Here is an 18,519-nt window from a genome sequence, read left to right on the forward strand (position 1 = left end):
AATTGCATAAGGATTTTCTGGTGAGAGAATGACCTTGCTACGTTTCTATCCGTCATGGGAACTGGCAGATAGGAGTTAATTTACTGATTACGACCCACAATAGAGGGGAGGCATGGGAGTAGAGTATCAATGGTTTTATCTGTTCATGGTAAATGTTCTGCTTGTTGCACGACCAATAATATAAGCGGAGGTTTGGACATGCTCATGAAAATGAAGAAATACGGTGTTTGCAGTTTAGCTCTGGTTTTGCTGGCAACAGTGGTTTTTACCGGTTGGAACAGTCGTGCATCTGCAGCAACGCCCATCACATCGGATTTTAGGTCACTACAGGATTCGCAGATTATTCCGGAAATGGGTGCCGGATGGAACTTGGGCAATCAGCTTGAGGCTACGGTGAATGGTACGCCAAGTGAGACGGCTTGGGGCAATCCTGTCGTTACTCCCGAGTTAATAAAAAAAGTGAAAGCAGCAGGCTTCAAGACGATTCGGATTCCGGTATCTTATTTAAATCATATTGGAAGCGCTCCCAATTATACTGTGAACACAGCATGGCTGGACCGAGTAAAAACGGTCGTTGATTATGCTTATAACGAAGGCCTGTATGTTGTTATTAACATTCATGGGGATGGTTATAACACCGTTCAGGGTGGATGGTTGCTGGTGAATAGTAGTAACCAAGCTGCCATTAAGGATAAATACCAACGGGTGTGGCAGCAAATCGCCAATAAATTTGTCAATTATAATGAGCGGCTTATTTTTGAATCGATGAACGAAGTTTTTGATGGCAATTATGGGAATCCGAATTCCGCATACTACGCCAACCTTAACGCATACAACCAAATCTTCGTGGATACGGTTCGAAAAACGGGAGGGAACAACAGTGCCAGATGGTTACTCATTCCGGGCTGGAACACAAATATTGACTACACTGTTGGCAATTATGGTTTCGTTCTTCCAACAGACACGTACAGATCCTCTACAATCCCTAGTTCACAGAAACGCATTATGATCTCGGCTCACTACTACTCTCCTTGGGATTTTGCAGGTGAAGAAAACGGAAATATAACGCAATGGGGAGCCACTGCCACCAATCCTGCCAAGAAGTCAACTTGGGGGCAAGAGGATTATCTGGAATCGCAGTTTAAATCCATGTACGATAAATTTGTAACTCAAGGTTATCCTGTCGTAATCGGCGAATTTGGCGCGATTGACAAAACAGCATATGATTCCACAAACAACGTGTACCGTGCCGCATTTGCGAAAGCGATTTCAGCAAAAGCCAAAGCGTACAAAATGGTTCCTGTATACTGGGATAATGGTTACAATGGCCAGCATGGATTTGGCTTGTTCAACCGATCCAACAACACGGTAACTCAGCAAGGCATTATTAATGCAATTATGCAAGGGATACAATAAGGGCTTCCTTGCCAAGTGGATTGGAGCGCCTTATTTTGGAAAAGGTTATAACCAGCGGGGCGAAGAAAGCCTTTTTCGCTATCAAGCGATAAATGATTTGGAACAGGTCTATGACACGAACGACGAAATATATGCCCCTTGGTATGCCAAAGAATAGCTGGAGAGTAGTTTTATGGCTGTACGATCCATCTCCATAAGGTCGGAGGTATCCAGGGGGAAGAATGGCGTGAATAAATAGAATAATATGGATTAAATTCAATTTACTTTAAGTGCCTACATCGTTTATACTGGATTCACCTGGAAGAAAGTGCTCTCATACTACCTAAAAGGAAAATAGCAAACATGTTTATGAAAGCGCTTTTTTGAGGGTGGAAAATAGAAAGAGAGGAGGCTACATTCAAATTCCCTAATGTAGTTGAGAGAGTTGAAGCGGCTGGGAGTGCCGTGGACAACGATACTGGCATGATATTGAAGAGGAGGTATTTATAATGTTCAAAGCAAAACTTGTAAAGGCAGTAATGTCTGTTGCCCTCTTGAGTACGTTGTTCACCATCCCGACCCTGCCTTCCGCCAGCGCGGCCGATGCCAGTTGTCCGAACGGTTATGTAGGTTTGACGTTCGATGATGGTCCAAGCAATAACACAACAAACGTGCTCAATGCACTGAAGCAGGCGGGTTTGCGTGCAACGATGTTCAATGTGGGACAAAACGCGCAAAACAATCAATCTCTGGTTAGTGCGCAGGTGGCCGCGGGCATGTGGATTGGCAACCATTCCTACACGCATCCTAATATGACAACATTGAGCAGCTCCCAGATGTCTTCGGAAATTACTCGGACACAGCAGACGATCCAGTCGATTACCGGAACTTCACCGAAGCTGTTCAGACCGCCTTACGGCGCGACCAACGCAACTTTGAAATCCGTTATCAGTCAGAACGGTCTTACCGAAGTGCTGTGGAACGTGGATTCCCAGGACTGGAATGGCGCCACCACCGCCCAGATCGTAGCCGCAGTGAACAGGATGCAAAGTGGTGACGTTATTCTGATGCATGATCAATACCAGACGACACTGCAAGCGATTCCGCAGATTGCGCAAAATCTGAAGAGCCGCGGCCTTTGCTCCGGCATGATCTCTTCGAGTACGGGACGGGCGGTTGCCCCTGATGGAGGCACGACTAATCCTCCAAGCACCGGAACCAAAGTGGAAGCCGAGAATATGACTAAAGGCGGCCAGTATACCGGCAATATCAGCTCGCCATTTAACGGAGTTGTTCTGTATGCTAATAATGATTTGGTCAAATACACGCAGAATTTTGCGAGTGGCACACACAATTTCTCTCTCCGCGGGGCTTCGAGTAATTCAAACATGGCCAGAGTGGATTTGAAGATCGGCGGCCAGACGAAAGGAACCTTTTACTTCGGCGGAAGCAGTCCTGCGGTCTACACCCTTAACAATATCAGTCATGGGACCGGAAACCAAGAGATTCAACTTGTTGTGACGGCAGATGACGGGACATGGGATATTTACCTTGATTATTTGGAGATAAATTAAAAAACCGAAGTGGTCATTTGAATGTTATGAATGGTTTGAATGAAACGATGTCAATTCTTTAGAAAGAAATCCCGTCGAGTCTTATCTTGGCGGGATTTTTATGCAGGAATAGGGAGATGGAAATCGAAAAAGTTATCCATGATGATGTTTTATTTGAAGCCCAGATATTAACTTTAAAGGCCAAGCTAGAATGGATACAGATTACCGATCAAGGAGGTGTACATTTGTCAGAACATGAGGAACTTTTAGCTGGAGGCAATGTGAACAAGGTTACGAAAGTTGGAAATACAGTTCGCCGGGATGCTAAACCGAATTCATATGTACATGCATTGCTTAAACATCTTGAACAGGTTGGCTATCCCAATTCCCCGAAATACTTGGGACGCGATGAGCAGGGGAGAGAAATTCTGTCTTATATCGAAGGCGTAGTTTCCGGAAATGAGTATCCAGAAATTGAACGCTACATGTGGTCGGATGAGACGTTAACCGAACTCGCCAAACTCTTGAGAAGTTATCATGATGCAACGGTAGGTTTTACATCTTTTTCGCCTTCATCCAACGCGTATTCAGATAGTACTCAGCATGAAGTTGTGTGTCATAATGATTTTGCATTGTATAATGTTGTATTTAAAGATCGGCTTCCTGTTGGAATCATTGATTTTGACATGGCGGGGCCTGGTCCACGTCTATGGGATATCGTTTATACGTTGTATACAGCCGTCCCCCTTGCAGGCTTTTCACCGGGTAAAGATGAAAGAGAAGTCGTTCCATATCATAAACAGGATCATGCATCTGAGCGGAACAGACGTATAGCATTATTTTTTAAAGCTTATGGTATGGATGTGCCAACAGATCTGAAGGAGTGGGTAATTTCTCGAATTCATTTCATGTGCACCACACTATCTAATCGGGCATCGTCTGGAGAAATAGCTTTTATCAAAATGATTGAAGAGGGGCATTTGGCTCATTATGAGAAGGAAGTAAGGTTCCTTGAGAAGCATTTCGATGATTGGAGTTAATCCAAATAAAAAATGAAATGAAACGAGTGATATTATTTTGATCAGATTAATACCTACTACAAGAGAGAACTGGAAAGAGGCATTAAATTTACAAGTTCAAGCCAATCAAAATCATAATGTTCCATCAGTAGCTGTGTCCCTAGCGAAAGTACACATTCGTCCAGACGGTGATGAGTACAGGTATCTGCCATTTTGCATATATAATACGGAGCATTGCTTAGTCGGTTTTGTCATGATCACAGCCGATGAGACAACAGCTTGGTCCTATTGGTTGAATGGTTTTATGATCGATGGAAGTTATCAGGGTAAGGGATATGGAAGAGCAACGATAGATTCGGTAATTAACTATATAAAAGAGAACTATGTCCACAGCAAGTGTTTGAATTTAACTGTATGCGTAGAGAATGAAGTTGCCAGAAAGCTTTATGAAAAAATGGGGTTTTCAGAGACCGGAGACGTATATGATGATGAAATTGTTTACCGGTTCGTTTTTTAAAAGCATTTTAAGTTAACTCCTATTTCTGCTTAACCAGTACAACACCGATGATAATGACCACAAGCCCAATCCACGTTTTCCAGGAAGGGATCTCCTTCATAAACCAGTATCCCATCCATATGGAGATGAGCACTTCTATGCATTTGGCAATGACCAGAACATAGCCCAGTTGGCTGACCGCTTTCATTCCAAATTTGATGCCGTATCCTACGCTTAGATTAGCAGCGAGAAATAAAGGCAGCATCCAAAGATGGAATTTAAACGTAGACCAGAATTGAGGGTCGATATGCTTGCTTTGATATGAAAAAATAATGTTGATACAGGCTAAGCCAGCAAACATGAGCACAAAGCTGATAAGGTACAGCATAACAACATCACTCCCAGGGATAAGTAGTATAAATAATGTTTCCTCGAACCAAAAAAATTATCCATGGGCATGAAATGCTGTTAGCGAATTTGTTTTTGATCAACGAAAGGAGTTGGCCTGGTAATCGAGAATAAATGAATGAAGCAAACATCGTACTGAGTGGTATGACCAAGTTCCTTGCAAAAAAAACACTTTGAAAAGAGGAGTTGAAGGCATGGATATTAAAAACAAAAGTGGAGATGTAATTGGGAAAATTCAGTTTCAGACTAATGAAGATGAGGGTATGGTACATCAAGTTATTATGGATCTGAAGCCAGGTGATGGAAAAGGCATTTATATCTCTAACGCCGAGGACAACAAATTTTCTCAACAAACGAATTATGCAGCCAGAGATTGGGAGGGGGATTTTGGCGCCTTGAGAGAAAAGCTGCACCCTTGGCAACCCCGTTTTCCAACGTGCTCGGTTGTGCAAGATATTAAAGTATTTCACGGCTTCGATAACCTGTCCAACCAAGAAATAAATGAAATGATTGAAGAAAGCGAAAGGACCGGAAGCAATGTCGTGATAAGAGATTTAAAACCTAATCATGTTATTACAGGCATCAATATCACATATCAATCGGATCGGGGAGTATTTATGCTTCACGTTTTTGGCACTACCAAGAGCCGAATTCATGTACCGGATACGGAATCATTCAAAATCGAGAAACTGGATGTGCGCGGTCATGAGGCGTATTATATTTCGAATGCTGAGAACAGACAATTGATCTGGATTGAAGAAGATGCGGGTGGTAAGGCGTTGCAATATGAGATCGTAGGAAGCGATATGTCGCAAGAATGGGTACTGAATATCGCTGAATCCATGATCGAATGACAAATTCAGTTGGGTAGATGGAATTGAATGTCAAACCTGAAACGATCAAGCAGCAAGCGGATTCTGTCCTTATTCTGTCCTTAGTTGGCATGTTAATTTCTTTGAGCTATATGGCAAAAAAAGATGTGTTTATGCATGTAATCTGGAAAATATTTCTATGATGGATTTTACATAAAAGCAATGCAGAATTCATTAAATTCCACACGTCCTTTTATATACTTAGTTTGTTTGACTCAGCGAACTAAAAGGACTAGGTGGTTGTTTAAATGTTGAAAAAACGAGACTTGCATGAATGCCACACACTGCATGATTTAATGGTGGACCCCGCTGTTTTTCCATACGTTCGTCATAAGTGCCGATCTTATGAAGAATATTTATTTGCAACCAAACAGGTGATCGATGAAGAAGAGCAAAACACATGTATTTCCAGAACGATCCTTAATGAGCTGGGACATCCCATCGGAACCATTGATTTATATCACATGGAACATAAGACAGGTTTTCTTGCGACATGGATTGGAGCCCCTTATTTTGGAAAAGGGTACAATCAACGAGCAAAGGAAACCTTTTTCGCTGAGTTGTTTCTTCAACGTGAAATTGAAACAGTATTTCTTAAAATTCGAAAACAAAACATTCGATCCAAGAAAGCGGTTGGAAAATTGCCTTATGTCAAATTAGCAAGTGACGTATACCACGAAGTCTATAAGTTGATAAACCATACGGAACAAATCTATGATTTGTATTACGTGAATCGTTCTGACTTTATGGCAAGTGCAGAGATGAAGCATGTGGTTGCTACGTAACAACTAAAAACGTCTTTCGATATCTATTCAAACGAAATCCCGCCAGGTTTGTCCTGTCGGGATTTGGAAATTAAGGTCGAAAGAAGAGATATAACCAAGAAGGAATCAACGTTATAAGCAAGTCGCAAAGTATTTTAATGCTGGGGTGAAGTAATGGAGATCAAGAAAATACAGAATCTATCCAATGATGATTGGCTTCAACTTGGAAGCTTTGGTTATAAATCCACTCAAAAATATGAGCTTACCAAACAGGAGACACAAGGTTCCTTTAATATGCATTTAACGTTAATAAATCTGGATGAAATATACGAAAAAGAAGAAATGAACAGTATAGATGATTTGGAACGATATGAAGGAATCATACAACTGGGATTTTCTTATGGAATATATATAGATGGGAAAATCATAGCGCTCGCCATTTCTGAACCACAAACTTGGAATAATACGCTGATGATATGGCATCTTCAGGTGAATGAAAAATACATAAGAAAAGGATATGGGAGACTGTTGATCAATAAAGTCAGTGAGATTGCCCAGGAACGGGGCTTCAGAGCGATCACGTTAGAAACCCAGAATATAAACGTTCCAGCCATTCATTTTTACATGCAATGTGGTTATCAAATTGAAGGAATTGATGTATCACTATATTCAAATAATCATAGCCAAAATGAAGAAATAGCTTTGTATATGAGAAAGAAGATCTAATAAGAATGAACCTGGTTATTATCTTGAAACCGCTTAAATCTATGATGTTTGGTGAGGAGAGAGTCTGCATGATAACGCTCAGAAAAATAACACTGGATAACCGACGTTCTATATTTAACCTGGAAGTTTCAGAAGAGCAGCGACAATATGTTGCATCAAACCTTTCAAGTGTAGCCTCGTGTTATGTTCTTGCAACCAATGGCGGCTCACCCTTTCCACTAGCCATTTACGCAGATGAGCAGCCTGTAGGTTTTGTAATGATAACTTACGGAATCACGGGTTATGATCTTCCTGTCATTGCTGACAATAACTATTGTATTTTGCGACTGATGATTGACAAGCAGCATCAGAGCATGGGCTATGGCCGGGAGGCGTTAAAGAAAATATTGGAGTTTATTCGAACTTTCCCAGCTGGACCTGCACGTTATTGTTGGATTCCATATAGTCCTGATAACTTGGCTGCCAAAAAGCTATATGAGAGCTTTGGATTCCATGAAAATGGTGAAGTGTGCCACGACGAACTCATAACAGTATTGGAACTGTGACTTCTACTTTTAGATGGGATGTTATAACAAAGTTTCAAACTCAGTCTAAAAGCTCTTGCTTCCCTATGTCATAAAGTAAAATTTCGATAGTTGTATTTTTTTACCATACATGATAACGTGATATTAAAACCAACTATTTTAGTTGGAAATGTATTTTGGAGGTATGATCATGACTAATATTGGAGAACGATATTTATCAACAGACCTTTATCCAGAAGCATAAGATGAAATTATTAAGCCGCCCTCACCACTTATGCGTTGTGGTGACGGAAAAATAGTATAAGGGTGAATACAATGACTGTTGGAAGAAAGGTTTTTGTTATAAAGGATGAATCGCGTATTGATCCAATAAGTAAGGAAGCCAGAGAAGTGCTCATTAGTATATACTATCCTTCCAATCCAGTGGAGCATGAGTCGAAGTATATTTCGTTATTTGAACCTAATATCTCTTCCTCTATTGATATGCTCTCTAGTATGGGAGTGGATAAGGATTATATTTGTAATCTGGATACAAAAATACATAATGATGAGAGTGTTGATATTACTGCTAAAAACTGTCCCGTTATTTTTATAGCTCCGGCTTTTGGTGTAGTTAGAGATATGTATTCCTTTTGTGTAGAACATTTAGTGGAGTGCGGATTTGTTGTCATTACCATAGGTGCCACTCATGAATCTATATTTTCCATTTTTCCTGACGGTCGCTTTGTCCAGCAATCCAATGAGATATCCGAAATAGACAGTTTAGATATTCATTCTTGGAAACCATTATTGAAGCTTAGAGTTGAAGATATGAGTTGGGTTTTGAAAAATGTAGATGAGGTCTTGGATTCAGATCAGGATCTTAGGAGCATAGTCGATGTGAATGAAATGGGGATCATTGGCCATTCATTAGGTGGGGCTGCTGCTTATGAATTGCTTAAAAGAGAAAAGAGAATGAAGGCCAGCATTCTATTAGATCCTAGTTTTCATTTAATGACGACGAGCAAGGTAGAGGGAGTATCTGTTCCGTTATTGGTAGCTCGGCAAGAAAAATGCTCGTTTGAAGAACTGGAAAATGAAATCTCTCCAGACCTATTACCTTTGTTACTGAGTGGGTATGAGTCTTTGTTTAACTCGAGTGATCTGAATAGTTCATTTATTAAACTAAACGGTGCTCATCATATGACTTTTAGCGATATTCCAATACATTACAACGAAGATGGGATAGAACTCAAGCATTCCACGATTAATAAGTATATTACTGCTTTCCTTGAGGAGCATTTAAAGAAGGAAGAAAATAAATTTCATGAGCTGCTGAAAAATAAGATTAAAGATGGAATTGATCAAGTAAATAGTAAAGGACATGTTATTTAAGGAGGGGACTAGAAATGTTTAGATAACACATGCCTTAAATATTTTATAGGTAGTTAGCATGGATGAGGAGGAATGACATATGGAATTAAATCATTGGTCCGAGGAACTTAATTCTTATAATTTATCAAATGAATATTCCATTCAAAAGGCTGAGCCCGAAGAATGGGGACTGTATTGTTCTGTCTATTATAATATGGCCTATACTGGATTTTTTAGAGAGGAAGGCTACTTCAATGTTTCGCGGAATAACTCTTTTTGGATTTATAAAGGAGAGTCGAAAATCGGTGGGGTAAGGATGGCTCCCAATACGTTATATCATCTATTCTTTATGCCCCCCTTCAATGATTCATTTGAGGTACTGAAGCTTCTTAAAAGAATACTCATCAAATGGTCTGATCCAACTCAACGTATCAAGATATATGAAATTCTCCCCGATCAAGTACATTTATTTACGAGGGCTGGATTCTGGCCAGATGAGTTCAGATGTCGCTGGATGCAGCGCCCGACAGATCATTTCAATGTGCGTTGGGATCATGATTTTATAATTAAGAGCCCCGAAATTATTGAGAATGAAACGGGTGCTAAGCAATACATGAATGAAGATGAAATCGCTCAGTGTGACTTTGACAGCTTTGTAGGGGGTTTCGAAGCCTTACGCAGAAAGAAAACATCTTTGGAAGACTTTATCCCGAACGAAGAAGTCCATTATACCAATGAGGACCTAACTCAAGCTTCTACACTTGTATATGATAAGGTTACTGGACAGCTCATAGCCAACTGTCGCCTTTGTTTGCAGGATAATCAAGCAGCAGTATATAGCATCGGAGTCAACCCCGCTTACAGAGGAAAAGGACTTGCTACACGCATGCTGCAAAGAGCCCTGACTGAACTTAAAGGCAAGTATCCAGTTCTAAGGTTATATGTCATGGAAGGCAATGATGCCGAATCAGTTTATTTTAATCTTGGATTTGTTCCTGGCGTTCAAGAGATACAAACGATGTATGTTCCTGTACATGAGTAGTCACGGTTAAATTAATTAATTAACAAACCCGAGAGAATCTTTTGGAGGGGGCAGCTTCGCTCTTTTTAATCTCTCGGGTTTCTGTTGCTTGAGGAAAGGAAGGTTATTATTGGGACTATATTAATGTTGGTATTGTCTTTGTTTCTTGGTATTTTTGTTGTGAAAATCGGAATGGATAATTCCAAGAGTAACCAGTACACCAAAGAAATACTGCAAGAATTAAGAGAGATCAAGGAGATTCTAAGGGAAAAACGATGAGGATAATATGGAGGAGGCGTTAGGGGGCTTTATGATTTAAAAGGCGAAGCCAAAATTGACCGCGTGATAGCCTATGGGCTGGATAGCGGTTTTTTTGTTTCCATCTTCGAATTCCTATAAAATCCTTTCTAATCATTTTCAACAATTGTGATCAACAATACAGCAATATTGTGCGGATTCAATCGAAATAACTGTGATACAATTCATTGTAAAGCGCTATCATTGTAAATTATTAAACTATATTGCTTTTTATATTCTGAGAAGGGAGATCTTTATTGATGTTAACCATACACACCCCGACGAATATTGCTTTGCAGGAAAATGAAGTTTATGTGCGATCAGAAGCAGATAATTTTCAGGATGAATGGCCTGTTCATACGCATAATGGGTATGAGATACATTATTTTATTCAAGGAGATGCGACCTTTTTAATCGGTGATCGAATATATAAACCGCAACCCGGAGATATGTTTATATTCAGAGGGGGCGTGCCCCACCGGATTAATCCTTCAAGAGAAATGGTGTACAAGCGAAGTTTCGTCAATTTCACGGAATTATTGCTTTTGGACATGCTTGCTGTCAGTCAGTTGGAGAATCTGATGTCCATATTCCGTCATCCCAATGGGTTATTGGTGCATTGGCCCCCGGAGGAGCGTGAGCATATCACAGCTATATTTAAGGGGATCAAGGAGGAGATGGGGGCAGGAAATACAGGGTACAAAACAATGGTCAAATTAAGTCTTACCCAATTGCTACTGCGGATTTACAGGAAAACAACTAGTGAGCAATCTGCCAATCCTATTTTATTTTCTTCCCAAAAGCAGACAAGCGTAAGCCGGGTTCTTCATTATTTAAACCAGAACTACACGGAGAATGTATCTTTGGATGAACTGTCCAAAACACTCCACTTGAATAAGTACTACATTTGTCATTCTTTCAAAGAGACGACGGGATATACGATAAGCAATTATGTAATACGGAAAAGAGTTGCAGAGGCCAAAAAATTGTTGCTGTCTACGGATGCACCGATCTTGTCCATATCAGAGACATTGGGATTTAACACACCTGTATATTTTAGCAGGGCCTTTAAACAATATGTAGGTGTATCACCACAGTTATTCCGTAAAAATGAATTGCTTAACGAGGCCAAAATTCATTAATCCCATTCAAGGAGATGTTGATATGACAAGAAGAACAACGTTTAAGCTCGGCACCAATCTGGTATTGATCGTGTTGCTCATCGTACTGACTGCTTGCGGAAATTCAGGTAGCAATGCTGGTTCAAAACAAGCAACTCTAGATTTCTTGTGGTTCTCTGACGGAAAAGAAGGAGAAGTCATCAAGGAAATCATCAAAGATTATGAGAAGACCAATACCAAGGTTAAGATCAATCTCATTGAAGTAGGCTTTAAGGATATCCAAACCAAATTAAAAACGATGTTATCTGGCGGAAAGCCGCCCGCCCTGAGCCGGGTCACGGATACGGGATCATTTGCTAATCAAGCCGTTGATCTTACACCTTACGTGGACAATGCTGATCAATTCACAGATCAATTTATCGACTCTCTGAAACCTTATTATGTTATTAATGACAAGCTGGTAGCTGCGCCTATGGATGTCACAGCGAATGGGCTTATTTATAACAAAACCTTATTTGATAAAGCGGGCGTCAAAGTACCGACCTCTCCTGATCAGGTATGGACGTGGGATGAATACACTGCTGCGTTAAAAGAGGTTATGGACAAAGGCGGAGCACGATATGGCATGGTATGGGATGTCACTCCGCATCGATGGTCCACTCTTTTGTATCAGTATGGCGGAAGCATCTTAACAGAGGATGGCACTGAGGCAGCGATTAACAGTGAAGCTGGAATCCGTTCCATGGAGAAGTTCAAGCAGCTTCATGAAGAAGGGATCATGCCCGAATCGGTATGGCTCGGAGGTGAAAATCCGAACAACCTGTTCCGTTCCGGGACGGTGGCTACCCACTGGGCTGGCAACTGGATGATCAGCAATTACAAGGATATCACCGATTTTGAATGGGGAGTCACCTACATGCCAAAAGGAACACAACGTTCTTCCGTACCAGGCGGGAAGTTTCTGATGGCTTTCAAAGGCAGCGGATATGAGCAGGAGGCGGCAGAATTTATTGAATACTTAACGTCCAAAGAAGTGAATTCAAAATATAATCAGGAATCATTGTTTATGAGTCCACGGAAGGACAGCTCTGTATTGAATTATGAATATGGCAAGGAGATGTTTGAAATTTTCGCGGATGAACTGAAGAACAGTTCGCCTCTTGCAGCTAATGACTGGTCCAGACAGACGATTATATCCAAAATTTCAACGGACCTGAAAAATAATATTGTTGAGGTTCTATCCGATAAGGCAACTCCGCAGGAGGCTTTGGATCGAACAGCCAAGCTGATTAACGAGGCTATTGGCAGTCAATAAACGTAAAGTCATTTGGTTAATTCGCATACGGGGGCTTACCGATTCCTGTGAAGCCTCCCTTTCGATTAACGCATAAGGAAGGGGCAAGCAGATGAGTGAAGGACAACGATTAAACAGGAATACGCTGGCAAAACAGAACAGGAAGCTCGTTATTGCTCCTTATCTGTTTATACTTCCCAACCTCCTGATCTTTGGCACTTTTATCGTATTTCCCTCTTTATTGGGCCTCTATTATTCCTTTCATGTCTATGATGGATTGAACCCAATGAAGTTCAACGGGCTGGACAATTATATCAAAATTATAGGGGATCGGGAATTTTGGTCGACCATCGGACGAACGGGGATTTATGCAGCAATTGTTGTCCCGCTAATTTATGCAGCAGCATTAGGCATTGCCTTGCTGCTTGCACGCGAGATTAGAATGCGCGGCTTCTTCAGAGCCGTATTTTACTGGCCGACCATGATTTCTTACATTATCGTAGGATTGACCTGGAAGTGGATTTTTGGAGATTCATTTGGCATTTTGAATCATCTGCTAACCATGGTTGGTGTGGAACCTGTCGGCTTTTTAACCTCTTCCTTTTGGGCAAATACGGCTGTAATCATTGCGACAGTATGGTCACGTGCAGGCTTTTTCATGGTCATTTTTATCGCGGGTTTGCAGGCCATACCTACGGATTATTATGAGGCTGCGCGCTTGGACGGGGCAACGGGAATGAAGGTGTTTCGCTATATTACGCTCCCGCTTTTGAAGCCCACAAGCTTGCTTGTTGTTATGCTGACTCTGATTGACGCGTTCAAAGCATTCCCACTTATGTTTGCGCTTACAGGTGGTGGGCCGGGCAAAGATACTACCTATATTGTTCAATATATTTATGAGATTGGTTTTAACAGACAGGAGCTTGGTCTGGCCAGTGCCATGTCGGTGATACTGTTTATCCTTATTGGTGGATTCTCGGCTCTGCAATTCCGTCTATCGAAAGGAGGGGCTACGTAATGGTAATGAAGCCTATGGTCAAAATCTTCATCTACAGTCTGTTAAGTGTTGCCGCAGTGGTGTGGCTCCTGCCTGTCCTGTGGGTCGTGATTTCTGCTTTGAAAACGAATAGCGATCTGTACAGCTTCCCTCCCAAGTTATGGCCGCAGCCAATCACCTTCGAGCATTTCAAGGAGGCATTCAGTAAAGGCGATTTTGGCTTGTATTTTATGAATAGTACGATCGTAACTGTAAGCTCAACGCTGCTACTGTTATTGATTAACTCCATGGCAGGCTTTGCACTCGCGAAGTACCGCTTCCGCGGAAGCTCGATCATATTAATCGCTTTTATCTCAACACTCATGATTCCGATTGAGGTAATCATGATTCCCATATTCAAGGTACTGAGCGCACTGGGGTTGTATAATAGCCTGCTCGCGATCATTATCCCGCCAGCCGCAACCCCGACAGGTGTGTTCCTTATGAGGCAGTATTTATTGAGCGTACCGGACGAGCTGCTGGAAGCTGCCCGGATGGATGGAGCGGGCGAATGGAAAATTTACTGGAGCATTATTCTTCCGATAGCGAAGCCGATTCTTGCGGTGCTCGCAATCTTCTCCTTCATGTGGAGATGGGATGATTTTGTATGGCCGTTAATTGCGATTAGTGATCCATCGAAATATACGATTCAGCTTGCGCTCTCTAATTTTATTGGTGAATACAACGTGGATTGGGGCAGCCTCCTGGCCATGTCCGTAATCACGATGCTTCCGGTACTGATTGTTTTTATGGTTTTCCAGCGTTATTTTGTCAGCGGTATGATTACTTCAGGAATGAAAGGATGAGTTGAATGTCAGATACCACCCGTGTTGGGATGGATACCTTGAATTATAAACCGATGAAATTAGGTCACCATCAGGTCATTAATCATTGGATGATCAGTGGCATATATACGAAGCCTGTTGACTTTGTTCCAACAACGATGGAGGGAGATATTAATGATTGGCTTATCGATGGTTTTGCCATTCATGAGAATCCATGCAGAAAAGAATTTGTAGAACATAGGAGAACGCAGCCTCTGAACCGATTTTTTGATCAATGGAGCGAGTTTCCTAGCCCGGGAGACAACTTCGTTGGAGAAGAGAACGGAATGCCTTGGGCACTGTATTCTCCTTGGAATAATCCACGTGTGGAGCAATCAGGATTTTGGTTTGTACCGACACATCTGCGCAGTTACGCGGCGACAAGACTCCTTTCTCCGACTGCTCATACCGCCTCTTTGCGGATTAAGACCTATGGCAGTCTGACGTTGTGGGTGAATGGGGAAATGGTAACGGATTTTGCGCCACTCATGCGTAACAAGGAGCAGGAAATCGTTATTAAAGCTGAACTTGTAGCTGGAATCAATGAGATCTATGCCTGCTGGGAGGATCTGGCTGAGCGGGATACGATGTATGCTTTTGCGGTGGAATATCTGGGAGACGAGGAATTGGTGATTTCCCTGCCTATTGCTCCTCATTTGGCGGAGTCTGTAAAATCCGCAGAGGAAGCTCTCGAACAGGCTTATTTTCCTTCGGATCTCTTCAGAGGTGAGCAGATTAAGCTCAAGCTGCCGCTTCCCTTGCCGGATATCGTTAGAGAGGTTGATATTCAGTATGGCAATTTTTTTGACGGTACCGAAAACAAGACGATACACCTAGCCGAGCAGGAAACGGACCTGGTCCTGGCACATACCAATCAACTCGGTCATCATTACGTATACTTCACGCTGGATATTTCAGTTTCAAATGTTGTGCTAACCAAGAAGTTCGGCTGTCAATCCTATGATACCAGCTATGATGAGGCAGCTCAGCAAGCTGCGGATATTGAAGCCCGCAAATCCCTGGCTCTGCAATGCATTGCCGAGAAGGGCAGTCCCAATATTCATAAGGCCATCGCCATGCTCAAAACAGGCGGTAATCTGCAAGAAGCAGAGAACATTTTGCTTGAAGGTGTGGAAGGGATTGAGCAACGGAAGGATTGCAGTGACTTCTATCTAGTGGGGCTGTTTCGTCTTTGGAGAGATGAACGAAATAGCGGTCTGTTCAGCGAATTGTTCTGGGATCGGGTGAAAGCAAGTATTCTGGGCTATCGATATTGGATTGATGAACCTGGCGATGATGTAATGTGGTTCTTCAGTGAGAACCATGCCTTGTTGTTCCATACCAATGAGCTGCTAGCCGGACAGTTGTTTGGGGATGAAACGTTTAGCAACAGTGGTGAATCCGGTGAAGTACACCGTCAAAAAGCAGAGCAGAGGCTTGCCTTGTGGTTCGAGCGCTTTTTGGATGAAGGATTGGCCGAATGGAATTCAAGTGCATACATTCCTATTGATGCGGTTGGGTTGTTGCATATCTATGAATTTGCCCATAGTGAACAGCTCAGGCAGCAAGCCAAAAAGGCAATGGACCTGTTATTCTATTATATTACCGTTCAGATGCATCAAGGAGTCTTGTCCACAACGTTTGGGCGCAGCTATGAGAAGGAATTGCTGGGTAGTTATGCAGCGGGAACGACTTCCATGTGCTGGATCGCTTATGGCGTTGGCAATGTAAACAATTATTCAATCAGCAATGTTGCCTTGAGTTTATCGGATTACAGTCCTCCAGCAGCATACCAGGAGCATCTGTTGTTAGGGGAAAATCAGCAATTGGTGTTCGCTAATCAGCAGGGTAAGGGAGGTTACGCCAAGCTCTATCACTTTCGGACAAATGAATACTCCTTATCATCAATCATTCGCTTTCGTCCAGGCAAGCCAGGTTATCAAGAGCATGTCCAGCATTTATCTCTGTCACCTGAGGCGCAGATTTGGGTGAATCATCCGGCAGAAATATACAAGCATGGGGATGGTCGGCCTTGCTTCTGGGCCGGGAATGGGATATTGCCCGACGTTGTTCAGCATGAAGGGATCGCTTTGATGATGTTTGATATTCCTGCGGATCACACCTCTGACTGGACACATGCTTATTTTCCTACCCACTCCTTCACGGAATGGGTGAGGCATGAGAACTGGCATTTTGCTCGCTTGGATAAGGGGTATGCAGCCATATATGCGGCCAACGGGACGAGTATGGAGAGCAACGGAGTAACGAGAGAGCGTGAGCTTATTTCCCCTGGTTTACGAAACGCCTGGATTATAAGAGCAGGAAGCGAACAGCAATTCGGGTCATTTGACGCTTTTATCAACCAAGTTCGTTCTGCAAGCCCGCAATTCGACAGTCAAGCTTTAACACTCACTCTAACAGATCCGGTATATGGTCCAATTCAATGGGGAATGAACAAGCCTTTTCATATTCAAGAAAAGGAAATTGCACACGAAGGTTATGGAGTGAAGGGACAACTGAAGTTACTGGACATGGAGCGCTGAATCGTGTGCAAGAAACCAAGGGAGTGAACATCAACATGTCGAATCAAATGATGTTACAGGAGAGAATAAGCAAGGTATCCCATGCGATGGAGTCAATGAAAAACACAAGCATCAATGAACAGTTTCCCATCGGACTAATCGACATACATCTATGGGAATGGCCGCAAGGTGTCGGTCTGTATGGCTTGCTTCAGCTCTATGAGGCAACGAAAGATCCCCAAGTGCTGGAATTTCTCGAATCATGGTACAATGCAAGGCTGATAGAAGGATTACCCGAAAAAAATGTGAATACCTGTGCTCCGCTCCTTACTTTGATCTCACTATGCGAGCTGACCGGAAACAAGGAATACGAACATGTCTGTGAGGAATGGAGCAGTTGGATCATGGATGGACTGCTGCGAACCGGAGACGGTGCGTTTCAGCATATGATCACGGGAGATGCCAATGATGGTCAAATTCTGATTGATACCCTTTTTATGACCGTGCTATTTTTGGCCAAAGCAGGGGTATACTTCAAGAAACCCGACATGGTGGAAGAAGCCAAACGACAGTTCCTTGTGCATATTAAATATCTATACAATAAGAAAACCGGATTGTTCTATCATGGCTGGGATTTCAACGAAAATCATAACTATGGTGCTGTTCATTGGGGGAGAGGAAATGCATGGTATACGGCGGGAGTTATGGATTTCCTGAATATCGTTCCGATTGAAGACGGGCTGAAGGCCTATCTATTGGATACAGCAACCGCTCAAGTCAGAGCGCTGAGCAAGCTTCAGGGTGAAGATGGCATGTGGCACACGGTGCTGGATGATCCAACCTCTTACAAAGAAACCTCGGCAACAGCAGCGATTGGATACGGCATTCTCAAGGGAATCCGGTATGGACACCTGGATGAATCCTATCGCCAGAATGGTTTGAGAGCACTTGAAGCAGTGTTGAAACAAATTGATGATCACGGAGTCGTACAGCAGGTGTCCTATGGTACTCCTGTGGGTCAGGATGCTCAGTTTTATAAAGATATAGCAATTAGTCCGATGGGTTATGGACAAGCACTTACGTTGTTTATCTTGATTGAGGGTTTGCGGATTTCAGACGCCTAATAAAATAAGACGGACTTGTGTGGAGGATAGGGGAATACAGCTTCCTGTCCTCCTTTTTGTGTGGAATTCAATTGCATTATATCTATTCTACTATTTTTAGTTGAAATATTGTAATATAAAGGAAAAATACTAACGACTTTTGCAAGACAAGTTAAACTAACGCATGGTAG

17 protein-coding genes are annotated in these 18,519 nt (G+C 42.3%); 16 read left to right on the forward strand and 1 reads right to left on the reverse strand.

Annotated features, from left to right (window positions below; genetic code table 11):
- Nucleotides 1–198: 198 nt before the first annotated feature.
- From BMW94_RS01345 to BMW94_RS01365, 4 genes are all read left to right on the forward strand, one after another.
- Nucleotides 199–1,416: a glycoside hydrolase family 5 protein gene (locus BMW94_RS01345; protein ID WP_090993722.1), complete on the forward strand. Its 1,218-nt coding sequence runs from the start codon at nucleotides 199–201 to the stop codon at nucleotides 1,414–1,416.
- A gap of 488 nt (nucleotides 1,417–1,904) precedes the next feature.
- On the forward strand, nucleotides 1,905–2,969 hold the full coding sequence (locus BMW94_RS01355; protein ID WP_090993726.1) for a polysaccharide deacetylase family protein: 1,065 nt from the start codon (nucleotides 1,905–1,907) through the stop codon (nucleotides 2,967–2,969).
- A 116-nt stretch (nucleotides 2,970–3,085) separates the two neighbouring features.
- Nucleotides 3,086–3,988, forward strand: a complete 903-nt coding sequence (locus BMW94_RS01360) for an aminoglycoside phosphotransferase family protein (RefSeq protein WP_368086884.1) — start codon at nucleotides 3,086–3,088, stop codon at nucleotides 3,986–3,988.
- A gap of 37 nt (nucleotides 3,989–4,025) precedes the next feature.
- Complete coding sequence (locus tag BMW94_RS01365) at nucleotides 4,026–4,484, forward strand: GNAT family N-acetyltransferase (RefSeq protein WP_368086885.1); 459 nt, start codon at nucleotides 4,026–4,028, stop codon at nucleotides 4,482–4,484.
- 19 nt (nucleotides 4,485–4,503) lie between these two features.
- Here the strand turns inward: BMW94_RS01365 and BMW94_RS01370 are convergent, their stop codons facing one another.
- On the reverse strand, nucleotides 4,504–4,851 hold the full coding sequence (locus BMW94_RS01370) for a hypothetical protein (RefSeq protein ID WP_090993730.1): 348 nt from the start codon (nucleotides 4,849–4,851) through the stop codon (nucleotides 4,504–4,506).
- A 214-nt stretch (nucleotides 4,852–5,065) separates the two neighbouring features.
- Here BMW94_RS01370 and BMW94_RS01375 point away from each other — a divergent pair, with 214 nt between their 5' ends.
- From BMW94_RS01375 to BMW94_RS01430, 12 genes are all read left to right on the forward strand, one after another.
- Nucleotides 5,066–5,725, forward strand: a complete 660-nt coding sequence (locus BMW94_RS01375) for a DUF4367 domain-containing protein (protein WP_090993732.1) — start codon at nucleotides 5,066–5,068, stop codon at nucleotides 5,723–5,725.
- A 266-nt stretch (nucleotides 5,726–5,991) separates the two neighbouring features.
- Nucleotides 5,992–6,528 (forward strand): GNAT family N-acetyltransferase, encoded by a 537-nt coding sequence (locus tag BMW94_RS01380; protein WP_090993734.1) that lies wholly within the window; start codon nucleotides 5,992–5,994, stop codon nucleotides 6,526–6,528.
- A 153-nt stretch (nucleotides 6,529–6,681) separates the two neighbouring features.
- Nucleotides 6,682–7,233 carry a GNAT family N-acetyltransferase gene (locus tag BMW94_RS01385; protein WP_090993736.1) on the forward strand — a complete coding sequence of 184 codons (552 nt, stop codon included), beginning with the start codon at nucleotides 6,682–6,684 and terminating at the stop codon, nucleotides 7,231–7,233.
- A gap of 68 nt (nucleotides 7,234–7,301) precedes the next feature.
- Nucleotides 7,302–7,778, forward strand: coding sequence for a GNAT family N-acetyltransferase (locus BMW94_RS01390; RefSeq protein ID WP_090993739.1), 477 nt, complete (start codon nucleotides 7,302–7,304; stop codon nucleotides 7,776–7,778).
- 294 nt (nucleotides 7,779–8,072) lie between these two features.
- A complete protein-coding gene (locus tag BMW94_RS01395) occupies nucleotides 8,073–9,131 on the forward strand; it encodes an alpha/beta hydrolase (protein ID WP_090993741.1) in 1,059 nt (352 codons plus the stop codon).
- Nucleotides 9,132–9,210: 79 nt separating this feature from the next.
- A complete protein-coding gene (locus tag BMW94_RS01400; protein ID WP_090993743.1) occupies nucleotides 9,211–10,152 on the forward strand; it encodes a GNAT family N-acetyltransferase in 942 nt (313 codons plus the stop codon).
- A gap of 536 nt (nucleotides 10,153–10,688) precedes the next feature.
- On the forward strand, nucleotides 10,689–11,570 hold the full coding sequence (locus BMW94_RS01405; protein ID WP_090993745.1) for an AraC family transcriptional regulator: 882 nt from the start codon (nucleotides 10,689–10,691) through the stop codon (nucleotides 11,568–11,570).
- 22 nt (nucleotides 11,571–11,592) lie between these two features.
- Nucleotides 11,593–12,864, forward strand: coding sequence for an ABC transporter substrate-binding protein (locus BMW94_RS01410; protein ID WP_090993749.1), 1,272 nt, complete (start codon nucleotides 11,593–11,595; stop codon nucleotides 12,862–12,864).
- A 91-nt stretch (nucleotides 12,865–12,955) separates the two neighbouring features.
- The gene (locus BMW94_RS01415; protein WP_090993751.1) at nucleotides 12,956–13,861 is read left to right on the forward strand and encodes a carbohydrate ABC transporter permease; all 906 of its coding nucleotides are present in this window, start codon (nucleotides 12,956–12,958) and stop codon (nucleotides 13,859–13,861) included.
- Nucleotides 13,861–14,685, forward strand: coding sequence for a carbohydrate ABC transporter permease (locus BMW94_RS01420; RefSeq protein ID WP_090993753.1), 825 nt, complete (start codon nucleotides 13,861–13,863; stop codon nucleotides 14,683–14,685). Before BMW94_RS01415 ends, BMW94_RS01420 begins: the two co-directional genes overlap by 1 nt.
- Before the next feature lie 5 nt (nucleotides 14,686–14,690).
- Entirely contained in the window at nucleotides 14,691–17,246 is a 2,556-nt protein-coding gene (locus BMW94_RS01425) for a hypothetical protein (RefSeq protein ID WP_090993755.1), read from the forward strand.
- A 35-nt stretch (nucleotides 17,247–17,281) separates the two neighbouring features.
- Complete coding sequence (locus BMW94_RS01430; protein ID WP_090994224.1) at nucleotides 17,282–18,349, forward strand: beta-galactosidase BglB; 1,068 nt, start codon at nucleotides 17,282–17,284, stop codon at nucleotides 18,347–18,349.
- Nucleotides 18,350–18,519 lie beyond the last annotated feature (170 nt).

Source organism: Paenibacillus sp. OK003, assembly GCF_900109515.1.
Classification (GTDB): Bacteria; Bacillota; Bacilli; order Paenibacillales; family Paenibacillaceae; genus Paenibacillus; species Paenibacillus marchantiae.

What these genes read in the sequence shown, in the direction of transcription:
- BMW94_RS01415 (WP_090993751.1), top strand. Translation starts at nt 12,956, where the DNA reads ATGAGTGAAGGACAACGATTAAACAGGAATACGCTGGCAAAACAGAAC.
- BMW94_RS01370 (WP_090993730.1), bottom strand. Translation starts at nt 4,851, where the DNA reads ATGCTGTACCTTATCAGCTTTGTGCTCATGTTTGCTGGCTTAGCCTGT.
- BMW94_RS01405 (WP_090993745.1), top strand. Translation starts at nt 10,689, where the DNA reads ATGTTAACCATACACACCCCGACGAATATTGCTTTGCAGGAAAATGAA.
- BMW94_RS01395 (WP_090993741.1), top strand. Translation starts at nt 8,073, where the DNA reads ATGACTGTTGGAAGAAAGGTTTTTGTTATAAAGGATGAATCGCGTATT.
- BMW94_RS01355 (WP_090993726.1), top strand. Translation starts at nt 1,905, where the DNA reads ATGTTCAAAGCAAAACTTGTAAAGGCAGTAATGTCTGTTGCCCTCTTG.
- BMW94_RS01425 (WP_090993755.1), top strand. Translation starts at nt 14,691, where the DNA reads ATGTCAGATACCACCCGTGTTGGGATGGATACCTTGAATTATAAACCG.
- BMW94_RS01345 (WP_090993722.1), top strand. Translation starts at nt 199, where the DNA reads ATGCTCATGAAAATGAAGAAATACGGTGTTTGCAGTTTAGCTCTGGTT.
- BMW94_RS01430 (WP_090994224.1), top strand. Translation starts at nt 17,282, where the DNA reads ATGTCGAATCAAATGATGTTACAGGAGAGAATAAGCAAGGTATCCCAT.
- BMW94_RS01400 (WP_090993743.1), top strand. Translation starts at nt 9,211, where the DNA reads ATGGAATTAAATCATTGGTCCGAGGAACTTAATTCTTATAATTTATCA.
- BMW94_RS01420 (WP_090993753.1), top strand. Translation starts at nt 13,861, where the DNA reads ATGGTAATGAAGCCTATGGTCAAAATCTTCATCTACAGTCTGTTAAGT.
- BMW94_RS01410 (WP_090993749.1), top strand. Translation starts at nt 11,593, where the DNA reads ATGACAAGAAGAACAACGTTTAAGCTCGGCACCAATCTGGTATTGATC.
- BMW94_RS01380 (WP_090993734.1), top strand. Translation starts at nt 5,992, where the DNA reads ATGTTGAAAAAACGAGACTTGCATGAATGCCACACACTGCATGATTTA.
- BMW94_RS01360 (WP_368086884.1), top strand. Translation starts at nt 3,086, where the DNA reads ATGGAAATCGAAAAAGTTATCCATGATGATGTTTTATTTGAAGCCCAG.
- BMW94_RS01385 (WP_090993736.1), top strand. Translation starts at nt 6,682, where the DNA reads ATGGAGATCAAGAAAATACAGAATCTATCCAATGATGATTGGCTTCAA.
- BMW94_RS01390 (WP_090993739.1), top strand. Translation starts at nt 7,302, where the DNA reads ATGATAACGCTCAGAAAAATAACACTGGATAACCGACGTTCTATATTT.
- BMW94_RS01375 (WP_090993732.1), top strand. Translation starts at nt 5,066, where the DNA reads ATGGATATTAAAAACAAAAGTGGAGATGTAATTGGGAAAATTCAGTTT.